13 protein-coding genes are annotated in these 14,450 nt (G+C 73.4%); 1 reads left to right on the top strand and 12 read right to left on the bottom strand.

Going from position 1 to position 14,450, the window contains the following annotated elements; all coding sequences use genetic code 11:
• Window positions 1-290: 290 nt before the first annotated feature.
• From AC5WRL_RS27855 to AC5WRL_RS27820, 8 genes are all read right to left on the bottom strand, one after another.
• Window positions 291-1,520 (bottom strand): NADase-type glycan-binding domain-containing protein, encoded by a 1,230-nt coding sequence (locus AC5WRL_RS27855; protein WP_496091456.1) that lies wholly within the window; start codon window positions 1,518-1,520, stop codon window positions 291-293.
• The gene (locus tag AC5WRL_RS27850; protein ID WP_496091455.1) at window positions 1,517-2,074 is read right to left on the bottom strand and encodes a phage tail protein; all 558 of its coding nucleotides are present in this window, start codon (window positions 2,072-2,074) and stop codon (window positions 1,517-1,519) included. The genes AC5WRL_RS27855 and AC5WRL_RS27850 overlap by 4 nt, the downstream gene beginning before the upstream one ends.
• Complete coding sequence (locus AC5WRL_RS27845; protein WP_496091454.1) at window positions 2,071-4,029, bottom strand: putative baseplate assembly protein; 1,959 nt, start codon at window positions 4,027-4,029, stop codon at window positions 2,071-2,073. The genes AC5WRL_RS27850 and AC5WRL_RS27845 overlap by 4 nt, the downstream gene beginning before the upstream one ends.
• Complete coding sequence (locus AC5WRL_RS27840) at window positions 4,029-4,463, bottom strand: GPW/gp25 family protein (protein WP_496091453.1); 435 nt, start codon at window positions 4,461-4,463, stop codon at window positions 4,029-4,031. Before AC5WRL_RS27840 ends, AC5WRL_RS27845 begins: the two co-directional genes overlap by 1 nt.
• A 102-nt stretch (window positions 4,464-4,565) precedes the next feature.
• On the bottom strand, window positions 4,566-6,410 hold the full coding sequence (locus tag AC5WRL_RS27835) for a VgrG-related protein (protein WP_496091452.1): 1,845 nt from the start codon (window positions 6,408-6,410) through the stop codon (window positions 4,566-4,568).
• On the bottom strand, window positions 6,410-7,132 hold the full coding sequence (locus AC5WRL_RS27830) for a CIS tube protein (RefSeq protein ID WP_496091451.1): 723 nt from the start codon (window positions 7,130-7,132) through the stop codon (window positions 6,410-6,412). The genes AC5WRL_RS27835 and AC5WRL_RS27830 overlap by 1 nt, the downstream gene beginning before the upstream one ends.
• Before the next feature lie 52 nt (window positions 7,133-7,184).
• Window positions 7,185-7,607: a phage tail protein gene (locus AC5WRL_RS27825; RefSeq protein ID WP_496091450.1), complete on the bottom strand. Its 423-nt coding sequence runs from the start codon at window positions 7,605-7,607 to the stop codon at window positions 7,185-7,187.
• Between the two features lie 51 nt (window positions 7,608-7,658).
• On the bottom strand, window positions 7,659-8,480 hold the full coding sequence (locus AC5WRL_RS27820) for a hypothetical protein (protein ID WP_496091449.1): 822 nt from the start codon (window positions 8,478-8,480) through the stop codon (window positions 7,659-7,661).
• A 919-nt stretch (window positions 8,481-9,399) separates the two neighbouring features.
• On the opposite strand from AC5WRL_RS27820, the gene AC5WRL_RS27815 reads away from it, so the two are divergent.
• Entirely contained in the window at window positions 9,400-10,065 is a 666-nt protein-coding gene (locus tag AC5WRL_RS27815) for a hypothetical protein (protein ID WP_496091448.1), read from the top strand.
• Window positions 10,066-11,375: 1,310 nt separating this feature from the next.
• Here the strand turns inward: AC5WRL_RS27815 and AC5WRL_RS27810 are convergent.
• The 4 genes from AC5WRL_RS27810 to AC5WRL_RS27795 all read right to left on the bottom strand — a co-directional run bounded on the left by AC5WRL_RS27810 (window position 11,376) and on the right by AC5WRL_RS27795 (window position 14,189).
• Window positions 11,376-11,540, bottom strand: a complete 165-nt coding sequence (locus AC5WRL_RS27810) for a DUF6760 family protein (protein WP_496091447.1) — start codon at window positions 11,538-11,540, stop codon at window positions 11,376-11,378.
• Window positions 11,537-12,028 carry a hypothetical protein gene (locus tag AC5WRL_RS27805; RefSeq protein ID WP_496091446.1) on the bottom strand — a complete coding sequence of 164 codons (492 nt, stop codon included), beginning with the start codon at window positions 12,026-12,028 and terminating at the stop codon, window positions 11,537-11,539. The genes AC5WRL_RS27810 and AC5WRL_RS27805 overlap by 4 nt, the downstream gene beginning before the upstream one ends.
• A complete protein-coding gene (locus AC5WRL_RS27800; protein WP_496091445.1) occupies window positions 12,028-12,474 on the bottom strand; it encodes a phage tail protein in 447 nt (148 codons plus the stop codon). Before AC5WRL_RS27800 ends, AC5WRL_RS27805 begins: the two co-directional genes overlap by 1 nt.
• A gap of 137 nt (window positions 12,475-12,611) precedes the next feature.
• Window positions 12,612-14,189, bottom strand: a complete 1,578-nt coding sequence (locus AC5WRL_RS27795) for a phage tail sheath family protein (RefSeq protein WP_496091444.1) — start codon at window positions 14,187-14,189, stop codon at window positions 12,612-12,614.
• Window positions 14,190-14,450 lie beyond the last annotated feature (261 nt).

Genomic DNA, 14,450 nt, shown 5'->3' with positions numbered 1-14,450 from the left:
GTCAAGGGCGCCGGGCGGGTCAGGAGGCGACGGCGCCGTGGTGATCGCCCGAAGGGGCAACAGCTGTGCCCGGCCGGGACCTTGCGGCGGCCCGGGGCGGCCCGGATGGTGACGTGCGCGTGCCCCTGCGCAACTGCCCCCGCAGGCAACCGCCTCGCCGCGCGGGTGGGGGGTGCCCGCGCGGCGGTGTCGCGGTGTTACCGCTGCTGCCGCGCGGGCAGCGGTGTGTTCAGGACCCGGTGGGCGGTGCCGCCGCCGGGCCGGGGGCGCGGAACGTTCTCCTCATGACGTCAGAAGAGGCTGTTGCTCGACGGACCGAAGAACTCGATCTCGGCGATGGCGATCTGCTTGTCCTCCGCCGCCGCGTAGGCCGTCTCGATGATGAAGCGGACCTCGATGACCTTCTTGGCGCGGAATTCCCTCAGCTGGGGGCCGGAGCCCTGGTCGAGGGTGAGTTCCCGGGTGCTGATCGAGCCGTCCGAGGCGGTGATCTCGACGGTCAGCCGGCGCGGCAGCGCCGACTCGGAGAGCTGGTCGGGCCGGACGGAGACCCCCGGAGTGATGATCACGTCGAGGAGATCGACGGCCTCGCCGAAGTGGGCCGAGACCCACTCACCCTGGCCGGACATCGAGAACCCGGGCCCCCACCAGGTGTTGTTCAGCTTGTCGAAGAGCAGTTCCGGCCCGTGGTCCGCGTAGGAGCGGGACGCCTGGGCCCTCTCCGGGATGACGGGGGCGCGGGTGGCGAAGTGGTCGCGGGTACGGTCGATGCCGGCGGGTATCCGGAACGCGAGGAGCAGGAGCAGCGCCGCCACCAGCCCGATGGCCGCCCATTTGAGAAGGTGGCCGAAGCTGCGGTTCAGCCGGGGGCGTTCGCCCGCCCAGGGCGCCTCGCCGTTGGTGGGGTCGAACAGCCGCCGCCACCACGGGAGGCGTTCGGGCCGCTCGTCCTGGTCGGTGGCCATGGGCATGGCGCAGCGGGCGCAGTAGTGCCGGTCCGGGCGGTTCTGGATGCCGCACCAGCGGCAGGGGACGCCGCCCTCGGCGTCGGCCTCCCGGCCGGGCCCCTTGACCTGGGGCCGGGTGCTGCCGGGGCGGCCGGGCAGGGTGGGCATGATGGCGGACGGCGCCTCGGCGGGGGCGGTCTCGGCGACCGGCACCAGCAGTTCGCGCGCGCGGCGGTTCGCCGCCTCGGCCTCCGCCTGCGCCTTCGCCTCCGCTTCGGCGGCGGCTGCCGCCGCTGCCGCCTCGGCTTCGACGTCGGGGACGGGGACGGGCGCGGGAGCGGGGGTGGCGACCGGAGCCGGGTTCGGAGCCGGCTCCGACGTCGGGGTCGGCGTCGTACGTGCCTCCGCCTCGGACCCGCCGCCCGCGCGCTGCACGCGGGTCGTCGGCGCCTCCGCGCCGAGCAGCGCCGCCGTCGCCGGCTCCCGCCAGCTCAGCACGGCCCCGCACGATTCGCAGAACGACTGTCCGGGCTCCGCCCGGGTGCCGCAGTCGGCGCAGTTCTGGGTGGTCATTTCTCCAAGGTCCTTTCAGCGGCCGACACCTGGACCGTGTACGGCATATGGGCGGGGCGCGCGGCGGCCACCAGCGTGTCCAGGCGGTGCTCGTCCGCCGGGGTCGGGCTGGGCAGCCGCAGATGAACGTGCAGCCGCGGCCGGGTCTCGCCCGGCACCGGCCCGAACGGCCCGGCGCTCCAGGCGGCGCCGCCGCTCTCGGTGATCTCGGGCTCCGTGCCGAAGGTCAGCCGCACCGCCTCCGAAAGACCGCGCCGGGTGCCGCGGATCCGGTGCAGATACGCGGCGGCCCCGACCGCCGCCCGCAGCCGCTCGGCCGGCTCCGTGCCGTCCGTCTCGGCCCCCACCCAGGTGCCCAGCCACTGGGTGAAGTCGAGCGGCGCAAGACCGGGGGTGAAGTACGCCTCCAGGCAGTCGAGTACGTTCAGGATCGGCGCCAGCACCTCGTCGAGACCGGCGACGAACCGCTGTGCCAGATCGTCGTCGGCGAACACGGCGGGCAGCATCGTACCGATCGGCGTGGACGAGTCGAGCCCGTCGACGGACCCCCTCACGCGCCGTCCCCGATCACCCTCACCCGGTGGTCGAAGGAGAACGGCAGCGCCCCCGGCCCCAGGTTGACGCGGTCGGTGGCCTCGCCGCGCTTGGCGGACAGCGGATCGGCCGGGTGCAGGATCACCTGGTCCACCAGTTCCACACCCGGTACGCGCTGGAGCACCGCGAACAGCTCGCCCGCCTGCACCGGCCGCCCGAACGGCCAGCCCTCCCCGTCGGCACCGCCGATGATCGGGTCGAGATGCCGGTACAGCGCGTCGTGCGTCTCGCGGCGCACCCGTTCGATGTCGGTGCCACGGAACGCGTGCACCGTCGACACCACCGTGATGCCCTGGTAGTAGGGCGGCCCGACCGCCAACCGCGTCCCGATCGGTCGCCGTTCGTCGAGGTAGCGGGTGATGCGACTCAACAGGGCGTCACCGGGCACGAGTTGTTCGAAGCGCAGCCGCCCGTCCGGGTCGGGCACCGCCTGCGGCACCACCAGCACCCGTATCGCGTACGCCCCGTGCTCGTTCTCGTCGCCCTCCAGGCAGGTGATCCGCGCCGTGTCGGGCGCCGCGCGCCGCGCCAGCTCCTCGTAGTCGCGCAGCGTCACCGCCCGCTCCTGGGCGCGCAGCGTGATCGGCGCCCGCAGCTTCGCCTCGTCCACCGTCTCGCCGTCCACGCCACCGCGCGCGGCCTCCCGGTTGACGACCTCCGATATGTACGGGACGGAGGTACGCAGCACCCGCACCGCCCCGCGCGCCACATTGCCGGCCCGCCCGCCGCCGGTACGGTAGCGGCGCGCCCGGATCACCGCGCCCTTGGGGGCGGCCATGCCGTACTGCCGCAGCGTGCCGTCCGGTTCGCGTACCGCCGGGCCGAACGCGATCACCCCGGTGGTCGCGTCCAGCGTCACATGCCGGTCGTGCGGCCGGGAGGAGGCGAAGGTCGGCACCACCTCCCAGTCCGCCCACCCCTCGCCCTCGGCGGTCTGGAGCAGCACCGGCGGCACATCGCCGATCACCGGGGGGCGGGCCAGGTTCAGCCGCTGGCCGGGCAGTCCGGTGGACTCGCCCAGCGCCTCGTCGAGCACCGTGTCCGCGTGCACCACCGAGGTGGTGCCGCCGATCGTGAACGCCTCCACCGAACGCACGGTGGGCGAGGTGGTGTAGAACGGCTGGTCCGCCAGCGGCTCGGTCACCCGGCAGCGCAGCCAGCCCGCCAGCTGCCCGCCGCTGCGCGAGGCGGTGTGCCCGCCCGGCACATGCAGGATCACATGCCCCGGCCGGTTGAGCCCGCCGGTGCCGTCCTCGCCGACCTCGCACTCCACCCAGCCGTCGGCGGTCCACGCCTCCCACACCAGCGGCGGCTGCCGCGGGTCGACGCCGACACCGTCCACCCGGCTGTCCAGCTCCAGCGCCACCGCGCAGTGCGGTACGGCCGCCGACAGCCCGATGAGCATGCAGTCGCCGGGGTTCGGCGACTCGGCGAAGCACATCGGGCCCTTGCCCTCGGCCAGGTCGGTGGTCCGGTCGGCGACCGGCTCGCCCCGCTGCTGCACGGCCAGATGCCGCAGCTCGCACGGGACGATGGCGAGGGCGCGCTCGGTGGCGAAGACCACCGCGTCCGTGTGCTCGGTTCTGCTGGTGGCCACCTCGGCGCCCAGCGGCACCGTCACCGGCTCCTCCTGCGGCGCGGACAGCCAGAAGGTGACATCGGCGCGGGCGGCGGTGGGCGGGAAGAGGGTGATGCCGATGAGATCGAGGAACGCCAGCTGGTTCTTCTCCGGCACTCGGTTGAGCCGGTACACGATCTGGTCGGCGAGGTGGGCGACCGTCTCCACGAGGGTGACCCCCGGGTCGGAGACGTTGTGGTCGGTCCATTCGGGGGCGCGCTGCTGGATGTAGCGCTTGGCGTCGTCGACGAACTGCTGGAAGCGGCGGTCGTCGAGATTGGGGGAGGGCAGGGCCATCAGCGATCGCTTTCGGAGGCCGGGCCCGAGGCGTCCGGCTCGTCGTGGGACGGAATGACATAGAAGGGGAAGACCAGGCTGCGCGGGTTGTTGGTGCCGCGCACCGCGTACCGGACGTCGATGAAGAGCACGCTGCGGTCCTCACCGACCGTCACCTCGACGTCGTGGACCTCGATCCGCGGCTCCCACCGGTCCAGGCTGGTGTGCACCTCGTGCTGAATCCGCCCGGCCGTCTGCTCGTTGACCGGGGCGAACACCAAGTCATGGATGGCGCAGCCGAATTCGGGGCGCATCGGCCGCTCGCCGGGCGCGGTGGCCAGCACCAGCCGGATCGCCTCCTCGACCTCCTGGTCCCCGCTGACGAGGGCGATGCCCCCGGTGGGGGAGATCCGCAGCGGGAAGGACCATCCCGATCCGACGAACTGTTCGGCCATCGGCCGCGTACCTGCCTTTCTGCGGGCGCTGGTGGGGGGTGGGAGTGGGGGTCGTGGGGGTGGTGCCGGTGGGACGGCCGCCGGGGGAGCGCGGGCCGGCCGTCACGGCATGGGCATCCTGTTGAAGTTTCCCGGGACCGGGCTGGTGAGGGAGATGGGGCCGACGCTCTTCACCGTGAACGGGCCGACCGTATCGATCGTCATCAGGCCCATCACCTTGACGTTGACCAGGCCCAGACCATCGATGTTGAGCGCCCCCAGGCTCTTGATGTCGAGCGTTCCCCCGCTGAGGGAGAGCTTGTTCTTCGCCTTCAGCGTGAGATTCCTGTCGGCCTCCACCGACACGGACCCGCCGCCCTTGATGGTGATCGCGCCCTCGCTGTCCACCGTGATCTCGGTCTCGGTCCGGTCCAGGTTGATCTTGAGCTTGTTGTCCCCGGAGGCGATCCGGACGCCGTTCTTCCCCGGCTGCTGGCTGAGCAGGTCGATCCGGTTGCCCTGCCGGTCGGAGAGGGTGTGCCGGGCCGCCAGGTTCTTCAGGCCGGAGTGCAGCGGCACATCCTTCACCGGAGTCGGCTCGTCCACCCCGTTGTACAGCCCGCCGATGACGTACGGGTGGTCCAGGGCGCCCCGGTCGAACGCCACCAGCACCTCGTCGTTGACGTCCAGCGGGAAGATCCCGCCGCCGCCCTTGCCGCCCCACTGCGTCACCCGGGTCCAGTCGCTGATGTAGGTGTCGTCCAGCCACGGGAACATGAGCTTCACCCGCCCCTGCTTGAGCGGGTCCGTCACCTCGGTGACGATAGCGATCGCCACCGAGGGCAGCTCCACCCCGGTGTCCCCGCCACCACCGGACGCCACCCCGTACAGCGAACGCCACTGCCGCCCGCTGACGGTCGCCAGCGTACGGTACGGGCCGTTGCCGAAGGTGTGCTGCACGGAGGTGACGGTGTAGCGGCCCGCGAACGGCACCCCCACGTCGGCCAGCGCCACCGGCAGGCCAGGCCGCAGCCGCGGATTGCCGTGCGCCAGCACCTCCAACTCGGCGAAGGAGGAGGTCACATCGTCCGCCAGCGCGGCGGCGGCCCGTTCCACCTCCGGCTGCTTGTCGTACGGGGTGCCGGCGTCCACCAGCGTGACCGGCTCGAACGCGCCGGACGCGTCGGCCGGGGTCAGGCCGATGCCGAACCGGTCGGTGTCCGACGCGAAGACCGGGGCGACCAGACCCTTCTTGGCGGTGACGTCCCAGCCGCGTGCCTCGGCCTTCCGCACCTGGTCGCCGGCGGTGACCGCGGCCCGCAGCCGCAGGATGTCCTGGCCGTGCTGGAGAACCAGCGGATTGGTGTCGTTGATCCCCGCCGGCGCCGGCGCCCCCGAGGCCGGCTTCGGGTCCACGAAGTTGAACTTGCCCTTCGCGTCGATCGATACGACCCGCTCGTTCTCATTGGCGAGCCGGGCCACGAAGTCCCAGTCGGTGACCCCCGACTGGCTGATGAACCGGTACTCGCCCCGGGTGGCGTCGATCCGGCCGATGGGCACATTGTTCTGGCCGGCGAGCCGACGCGCGATCTTGTCGGCGGTCTCCCCCCGGTACGCGGCCACCCGGCGACTGCGCATCAGCCGGAAGCCGCTGTCGTACCCCCGGATGATGGCGGTGAATCCCTTGCCGTCGAAGTCCGCCTCCATCCCGGTGATCTCGCCGGTGAACAGCGGATCGGAGGAGCCTTCCCCATCGGCGATCGGGGTGATCACCACCGGGGCGCCGAACTCCGCGTTCAGCAGGCCGAGCATCGTACGCTGCGGATCCCGGAACACCAGCCGGAACGCCGCCGGCACCCCGACCCCCTGGTCCACCCACCCCTCGATCAGATCGGACGCCAGATCGGTGCTCAGCTGGGCCCCGGCCACGGAGATGCTGAGGACGCTGGAGAGCGCTGACTCCGCCATCAGGAACGCACCTCCTCGGCGGCCGGCAGCATCAGCTCCGAACCCGGCGTCAGCCGGGACGGATCATCGATGCCGTTCACCTCGGCGATGGCGCGCCAGGCGTTGGCGCTGCCGTACTCCCGGAACGCGAGGGAGGCGAGGGAATCACCGGCGATCACCCGGTGCACGCGCCGCGCGGTGAGCGCGCCCGAGGTCGGGTTCTGCCCCGGCGTCACACCGGGGATCTCGTGCAGCCGCATCTGGCACGTGGCCCGGATCGGGGTGCCGGTGGTGGAGAACAGCGTGTAACTGGCTTCCACCGTGCTGACGTACGCCGTGAAGCGGGCGGTGGAGAACGAGCCCCACTGGAAGACCACCCACGGCGGCAGCGGCTGCTTGGCGGCGCTGCTGTCGGCCGTCACCCCGCAGCAGGCGAGCAGCGCGTCCACGTTCTTCATCACGGCGTTGCTGCTGGGCTCGTGGGAGGAGTCCAGAAAGATCTCCAGCGTCATCTCACGCGGCTCGGCCCCCATGAACTCCGGCTTCGAACCCTCCCGCTGCGCCACCGTGGGGGTCACCGACCAGTTGGCGCTGCGGCTGAGGGACAGCTGGGCCGGGTTGAAGCCGAAGGTGAACTCCTTGATGAGCCCGCCCGGCCTTCTGCTGCGGCCCTTCGGAGGCTGGTGGATGGCGAGCGAGGCGCGGACGAGACTCGCTCCCGCGCCGCCCTGTCCCATGGCCATGGCGGATGACGTCCCTTCGGTGGTCGGTGGTGGATGCCGTCGGTGCGGGCGGTCAGTCCGTGAACCCGTGGTGGGCGATCTCCAGGACCTCCACGGCCACGGAGGTGCCCTCCGGATCGAAGTCGGGGCCGCTCCAGCTGATCGGAAGCACTTCGAGCAGCCCCCAGGTGGCGATCTCGGACTTGTCCGCCCGCAGGGCGGTGATCGCCCCGGTGGGCCGCTCGATCCCGGTCTGGAGCGAGGTGAACCACTTGGCGATCTTCACGGTGTCCTCGGTGACCGGCCGGGTCAGCCGGATGTTGGGCCAGCTGACGCGGGTGGGCAGCTTCCAGACGAAGCCGTTGTTGCCGCCCTCCTGGCGCTCCTCGACGTCCATCTGGGCGGACAGCCCCTCAACTTTGTTGAACAGCCCCAGGCTCGTTTTGTCGATGGTGAGGCGGAAGAACGGGGTACTCGCCGGGTCCAGTCGGAACATCGGGGGCGGGCCTTTCTGCGGTCTGCGGTGCTACGGGTCGGCGGCGGGGGATCAGTGGCGGCTGTCGCGCAGTCTGCCGATCCGTTCGCGGTCCAGGCGGAGTTCGGTACGCAGCAGCAGCGCGATCCGGCCGATCAGCTGGTGGCTGAGCTGGTCCAGCTGGAACTCGCTGAGGTGCAGCGGATCCGTGCTCTCCCGCGACCCGGGCGCGCCGGACCGCTGGACCGGGGCCGGGGTGGCGGACCGCTGTACGGAGGCGGCGGCGCGGTGCGCGGGAGGGGGCGGCGGGGTGGGCCCGGGCGCGGCGGGCGTGGCGGGTGCGCGCTGGACGCTGGGCGCCCTGGTGACGGCCGTCTGCGGGGCCGGCTGTGGTGCGGGCGCGGCGCGCCCGAGCGGCATGGCCACGGGTGGCGGGGTGCTGGCCGGAGCATGTCCGGTGACCGGCGTGCCGTGCGCCGGCCGCAGAGCGGCCATCGGCATCGCGAGACGCTGTACGGAGCCGGGGCGGTCGGGGGTCGCGGCGGCCGGGTGGCTCTGCGTGCCTCGGGGGACGGCGCGTTGTACGGACATGGGCTCCGTGCCCGGGACGGCGAGCGGACCCCCCAGACCCGCGGAGCGCACGACGGGCTCGGCAGGCCCGGTGGGCGCGGACGGGGTGACCGGAACGGCCTGCTGCGGCTGCTGCCGGGTGGGTGCGCCGAGCCCCGAACGGTCCTGCGGCGGGGCGGGATGGGCGGCTCGTTGCACGGCGGGGGCACCCCGGTGCGGCGCGGACCCGCCGCCGGAGGCCGCCGCGCCGGCCACCGCCCGCTGCACGGGGCCGCCGTAGGCGCTGCCGCCCGTGGTGCCGGGTTGCCCGACGGGAGCCGCCACGGGGCGCTGGAGCGGGGTGACCGTGTTCGCCGGCCGTGCGGCTGCGGTCGGTGGTGCGGAGTCCGTGGCCCGCTGGTGCGGAGCGACGGGCGGTGGGGCGTGGCCGGTCGTGGGGGCGGCCGGGGTCGTCGGCCGTACGGCCGAGGTCGGCGGGGTGCCGGAGGGCGTGGCCCGCTGGACGGGCCGCGCGGGCGGTGGGGCGTGGCCGGTCGGGGTCGCCGGGCCCACGGTCGCGGTCGGCGCTGTGCCGGAGGGCGTGGCGCGCTGGACGGGGCCGACGGCGGGGGCCGCGTTCTGCCGGGGTGTCGGACGTACGGGCGGGGTCGGTGCCGGGCGGTCGGCCGCGCGCCGCACGGGGGTGGCCGGGGTCGCCGGGCGTACGGCCGAGGTCGGCGCAGTGCCGGGCGGCGTGGCGTGCCCGGCCGGTGTCGGTCCTACGGGCGGGGTGGGTGATGGGCGGTCGGCCGTGCGCCGCGCGGGGGTGGCCGGGGCCGCCGGGGGTACGGCCGGTGTAGTCGCGCGCTGGAGCGGCGCGGCGGGCGGCGCGGGTGTGCCACCGGTCCGCGGGAGCACCGGCCGTACGGGGGCGGGCGTGGGCAGTGGTGTGGCGGCCACCGCACGCTGGACGGGGGCGAGGGGCGGTGCGGCGTGGCCGGTCGTGGGGGTGGCCGGGTGCCCGGGCAGCTGCGGCGGTGTTCCCGGCGGTGCGGTGCGCTGGACCGCGGTGCCGTCGCTCGGCGCCGACGGGCCTGCGCCGGACGGCGGGTTGTCGGCGGGGCGCCCGAGGGGGGTTCCCGGGGTCGCCGGCTGTGCGGGCGTCCGTGGTGGTGTTCCCGGCGGCGTGGCGCGCTGGATCCGCGCGGCGGGCGGCGGTGTGGTGTGCGCTGTGCGCTGCGCGGGGCCGGCGGCGGGCGCGGGTGTGACGTTGGTCCGTGGGATCGCCGGCCGGACGGGCGTGGTGGGCGAGGTGCGGTCCGCCGCGCGCTGCACGGGGGCGACGGTTCGCGCGGCGTTCGGCGGCGCGGCGGAGGGGGTGCCGTCCGCCGGGGCAGCTGCCGGGGCGGGGCGGGCGGTGCCCGCGGGTCCGCCGCCGGCTGTCTGGGTCGGCCCCGCCGGGGTGGCCGACCGCTGGGGTGCCGGCCCCGGGGTGTGCTCCGCGGACGTCCGGCTGACCTGGGGTGAGGCATGCGTCGTGCGCTGGACGCCCACGACCGGAAGCGTGGTGTCACCGGTCGTGGGCGCGGACGGGGTGGTGGGCCGTACGGGCGCCGGTGGCGGTGCCCCGGGCGGCGTCCCGCGCTGCGCGGCGCGTGCGGTGGGCGTCGGCGTACCGCCCTGGCCGGTGTCCCGCGTCGGGCCCGGGCGCACCGGTGCCTGCGGCGGGGTGTCGCCGGCCGGCCGGCCGGGTGCGGTGGGCGGGGTGCGGTCCGCCGCGCGCTGGACAGGGGTGGTGGTGGCCTGCGGGGTGGCTGGTCGGACGGGCGCGGTGGGCGACGGGTTGTCGGCCGTGCGGGGTACGGGGGCGGCCGGGGTGGCCGGGCGTACGGGCGCGGTTGCCGGGGTGCCGGAGGGCGTCGCGCGTTGAACGGGGGCGACGGGTGACGCGGTGGTGCCGGTCGCGGCCCGGCCGGGTGCGCCGGTGGCCCCTCCGGCGGACGGCGTACTGCCCGTCGCACTGGGGGAGCTCGGTGCGCCCAGGCCAGGCTTCCGGGCCGGCCGGGTGGCCGGGCCGGGCCGGTTCTGGCCGGGTGACGCGGACTGCCGCTGCACGGATCCGGCCGTCGGTGCGGAGGACGCGGAGGACGCGGAGGAGCCCGAAGGCCCCGCAGCGCTCTGGCCGGTGCCGGTGCCGGTGCCGGTGCCGGTGCGGCCGGGGGAACGATGCGCCGTGCCCGCCGTTGCCGTTCGCTGGACGGGAGCGGCCGGGCCACCGGAGGCGGGGAACGCGGTGCCCGGTTCGGAGGCGGGGCCGGGCTGGAGCGTCGGCGCGGTGGCCCGCACCATCGGGGCAGCGGGATACGACACCGGTGCGAGGGGAGCGGCGGCACCCGTCCCGGTGGTCGGTGCGGCGGGGGCGGCGGAGCCCGTGGATGCTCCGGCGCCCCCGCCCGCCGGGGAAGGACGGCCGGGGCCGGGGCCCGGGCCGGGCTGCCGGTCCGCCGCCCGCTGGACGGCGGGAGCCACGCCGCCCGTGCCCGCGCCACCGGTTTCCCGTCCGGTGCGCGCGGGAGTGGCTGATGAACCCGGAGTGGGCGACGGCCCGGGTGCCGCCGCACCCGGGCCGCCGGTCGTATCCCGTGCGGGGGCCGGTTTCCGCCGGGTGGTGGCGGCGGCGGGCAGTACCCGGCGCTGTACGCCCGCCGGCTGACCGGTGGTCCTGGTCAGCGAACGCCGCTGGGGCTTTGCCCGGGTGACCGGCCGAACCTGCGTCCCCGACGCGCGCTGCACCGGGACCGCCCCGGGCGCGGGCTCTTCCACCTCTCGCTGCACGGGGGCGGTTTCGACCCGTGGCATGGCCGGTGATGCCGTGTACACCGGGCGGTTCAGGCCGGAAACGGCCGGGCGAGGCTCCTGCATCGACTGGGCCGCCATGCCGGCCGGAGGCTGTCCGTCCAGGATCGACAGCCGGCCGGGCCGCGCCGACGACGGGTTCTGGAACGTCGCCATCCGCCCGTCGAACCGCCAGTCGGCGATCCTCTGCTCGGGGTCCACAGCACGCTGGATCGGCGGCAGCACCGGCCAGGCGGCCACCACCGGCACGGCGGACGAGGACGCCACCGCCGGGGCCGAGGACGTCGTGCCCCCGGCCGACGGCTCCGTGGCACCGGATCGGGCGTCGGGTGAGCCCCCCGCACCGTCCGTGCGGCGCAGCAGACGATCGAGGAAACCCATGGCTCAGCCCTTCATTTCGGCGTTCTGCACCTGCACCAGGGACGCGATCTGCTGCACGTAGTTCCGGCGGTCCTGGTGCTCCAGATCCAGGATCTCCGCCTGACTCCAGTGGAAGTGGTAGGCGAGGTACGCGATCTCCTGGTGCAGCCGGTCGGTCGCGTACGTCATGATTCCCCCAGGCGGCTCCCGCCGAGTTCCACCTCGAAGGGCTCGGAGCAGTGCGGGCACGCCACCGTGGCACGGGTGTGCCCCTCGGCGTTGATCTGGCGGTAGAAGTCCTGGAGGAACGCCAGATCGGAGGCGAACATCCCCTCCACGATCCCGTCGTGCACCGAACGCAATGTACCGAGGCGGGTGATGACACGGCCGAGCAGGATCACCGACAGATAGGCCGGGTTCTCCATCACCTTGGCGTCGCGCAGCGGAAGCAGTTCGTCCCGCGCCGTGGACAGCCGCATCATGCCGTCCCGGTGGATCTCGCCCTGCGCGTCGACGTATCCACGCGGCAGTTCGAATGCGAACTCCGTACGCAGCGGCTCCGGCTCCGGTGCGGCTGCGCTCGGCGCGGCCTCGGGTGCCGGTTCCGCCGCGGGGAGGCCGGCCGTCGCGGGTGCGGCGGTGCTGCCCCTCGTCGGCCGGGCCACCGTGCGCTTCATCAGACGAGTTCCAGAATTTCGTAGTTGACGGTCGCGGTCAGCGTCATGGCTTCGGATCCGCCCGCCGTCAGCGAGGTCGGCGTCGCCACGTTGCACCACGCGTTGATCAGGTTGTAGCGCATGACCTCGGCACCGGCCCAGTCGTGCAGGATGATGGAGGCGTTCTTACGGGCCGAGCCCATGGCGCCCTGCTGCGATTCCTTGATCCAGTCCTGGAAGACGGTCTGCTCGGTGATACCGAAGACCACCTCGATGCTGCCGCCGGGCTGCGGGCCCGGCATGTTCTTCACCACGGTGATGCCATCGGCCGTGTTCTGCATGTACGTGATGACTTCCTGGTCCTGCTTGAAGCCGCTGATCTGGTGCACGGCCTGCACATTGATGCCGTCGATCTGGAAGCCGAAATCGCTGACTGTAAGGGCATCGCCGAGCTGCAAGTCGCTCATGGTGTTGTTCTCCTCCTGAAGGACCGGGACCGGGGACTCGGCCCCGGGGCGGGGTCAGTGGCGGTGATGAGGTGCGGAGCGTCGGCCGGCCGCGACTCACCGGCACGGTGGCCGGTGGGCCGCGGCCGGCCTGCCGGTTACTCCTCCAGCTCGCCGGTGCCGCTGGAGTGCTGCGCGAGCCGGAAGATCACGAACTCGGCCGGCTTGACCACGGCCACGCCGATCTCGCAGATGACCCGGCCGAGATCGATGGACTCCGGGGTGTTGGTCTCCTCGTCACACTTGACGTAGAACGCCTGGTTGGCCTGGGTGCCGAACAGAGCACCCTCCCGCCACTCGTTCGTCAGGAACGCGGAGATGTTGCGCCGGATACGGGCCCACGTCTTGTGGTCGTTGGGCTCGAAGACCACCCACTGGGTGCCCAGGAGGATGGCCTCCTCCAGGTAGTTGAAGTACCGGCGGATGTTGAGGTAGCGCCACGCCGGGTCGGAGGAGAGGGTACGCGCGCCCCACACCCGGATGCCGCGGCCCGGGAAGGACCGTACGCAGTTGACGCCGATCGGGTTGAGCAGGTCCTGCTCGCCGCGGGTGATCTGGAGCTCCAGGTCGACGGCGCCGCGGATGACCTCGTTGGCGGGGGCCTTGTGCACGCCCCGCTCGCTGTCGTTGCGGGCCCAGACTCCGGCGATGTGGCCGCTCGGCGGCATGGTGCGGGCCTGGCCGGTGGCCGGGTCGAAGGACTTGATCCACGGGTAGTACAGCGTGGCGTACTTGGAGTCGTAGTTGGCCGTCTCCTGGCGCCACACCCGGATCTGACGGGCGTTCATGTTGGGCGGCGGGTCGATGATGGCGACCCGGTCGCCCATCAGCTCGCAGTGGGCGATCAGGCCCAGCTGGACGGCCTTGACGGCCTCCAGGTCGATGGCACCGCTCTGGTAGGCGGACATCAGGTCCGGCACCGCGACCATGGAGATCTCGTCGATGGCCTCCAGGCCGCCGAAGCCGGTGCGGTCGGAGGAGTCACCGAGGTACTCGCCCGGACCGGGGTGCGGCTCCTGCACGGCGGGGACCGGGGAGCCGGGCGCGGCGGCAGGGGCGGCCAGCGTGACGGTCTGGTTCTCGGGGCGGGCCAGCTGCCCGGCGGGCGTCGCCTCGGCCACCGAGATGAGCTTGGAGCGCTCCTTGATCTGGGTGACGACGTAGGCGCGGCCCCCCTTCTTGCTGGCGGTGACGTCGAAGCTCTCGACGATCTTGCCGTCGTCCTTGACGTTCAGCTTGAATCGCTCGGCGGGGCCCTCGCCCTCGGCGTCGGCGACCTCGACGGTCAGCGTGCCGCGCGGCGCGGGGGTGATCGCGGTCACCGTGAACGAGCCGAGTTCCTTGGGCTCGCCCGGCAGCAGCGCGGCCGGGGCCGAACCGCCCAGCGCGGCCTGGCCGGCGCCCTGCGCAGCCGAGCCGCCGACCCGGACGACGTACGCGGTGGTGCCGCCGTTGTTGAAGAAGCCGTAGACCGAGTGGGCGAGGTAGTAGCCCTCGGTGAAGTCACCGAAGGCGGCTACGTACTGCGACCAGTTGGTCACCAGCGTGGGCTCGTTCAGCGGTCCGGTGGGTGCGAGGCCGACGAAGGCCGCCACCGAAGTGCCCACCCCCTCGATCGGACGCGTTCCGCTCGCTACCTCCTCGACGTAAACGCCGGGTGACAGATAGGACGGCATGTTCTGCATCTCCTCGGGGTAGGAGTAAGGACTGAGTCACCCTTACGTGCGCCGCACCGGCGGCGAAACGTCCTACCGGGCCCAATGCCGGGCAAGGTCTATGCCTTCTGGGGCAGTTGGTGCGCCTGACGCATCCCCAGCACAGGCGGAGCGGACACCCGGCCGTCCTGGGCTGCCGCAAGGTTCGGACAGGGCAACCGGATTGCCCCTTCAGGCGCGGACGCGGCTCCGGTGGCTCCTGACCGCTGTGGTGAGCTTCAT

Source organism: Streptomyces sp. NTD107 (assembly GCF_059510435.1).
This window is presented reverse-complemented; position numbering and strand designations above follow the sequence as displayed.

Bases quoted from the DNA above. Each gene is read 5' to 3' on its own strand.
- AC5WRL_RS27855 (WP_496091456.1), bottom strand. From the start codon at position 1,520: ATGACCACCCAGAACTGCGCCGACTGCGGCACCCGGGCGGAGCCCGGA.
- AC5WRL_RS27845 (WP_496091454.1), bottom strand. From the start codon at position 4,029: ATGGCCCTGCCCTCCCCCAATCTCGACGACCGCCGCTTCCAGCAGTTC.
- AC5WRL_RS27840 (WP_496091453.1), bottom strand. From the start codon at position 4,463: ATGGCCGAACAGTTCGTCGGATCGGGATGGTCCTTCCCGCTGCGGATC.
- AC5WRL_RS27835 (WP_496091452.1), bottom strand. From the start codon at position 6,410: ATGGCGGAGTCAGCGCTCTCCAGCGTCCTCAGCATCTCCGTGGCCGGG.
- AC5WRL_RS27830 (WP_496091451.1), bottom strand. From the start codon at position 7,132: ATGGCCATGGGACAGGGCGGCGCGGGAGCGAGTCTCGTCCGCGCCTCG.
- AC5WRL_RS27825 (WP_496091450.1), bottom strand. From the start codon at position 7,607: ATGTTCCGACTGGACCCGGCGAGTACCCCGTTCTTCCGCCTCACCATC.
- AC5WRL_RS27810 (WP_496091447.1), bottom strand. From the start codon at position 11,540: ATGACGTACGCGACCGACCGGCTGCACCAGGAGATCGCGTACCTCGCC.
- AC5WRL_RS27805 (WP_496091446.1), bottom strand. From the start codon at position 12,028: ATGAAGCGCACGGTGGCCCGGCCGACGAGGGGCAGCACCGCCGCACCC.
- AC5WRL_RS27800 (WP_496091445.1), bottom strand. From the start codon at position 12,474: ATGAGCGACTTGCAGCTCGGCGATGCCCTTACAGTCAGCGATTTCGGC.
- AC5WRL_RS27795 (WP_496091444.1), bottom strand. From the start codon at position 14,189: ATGCCGTCCTATCTGTCACCCGGCGTTTACGTCGAGGAGGTAGCGAGC.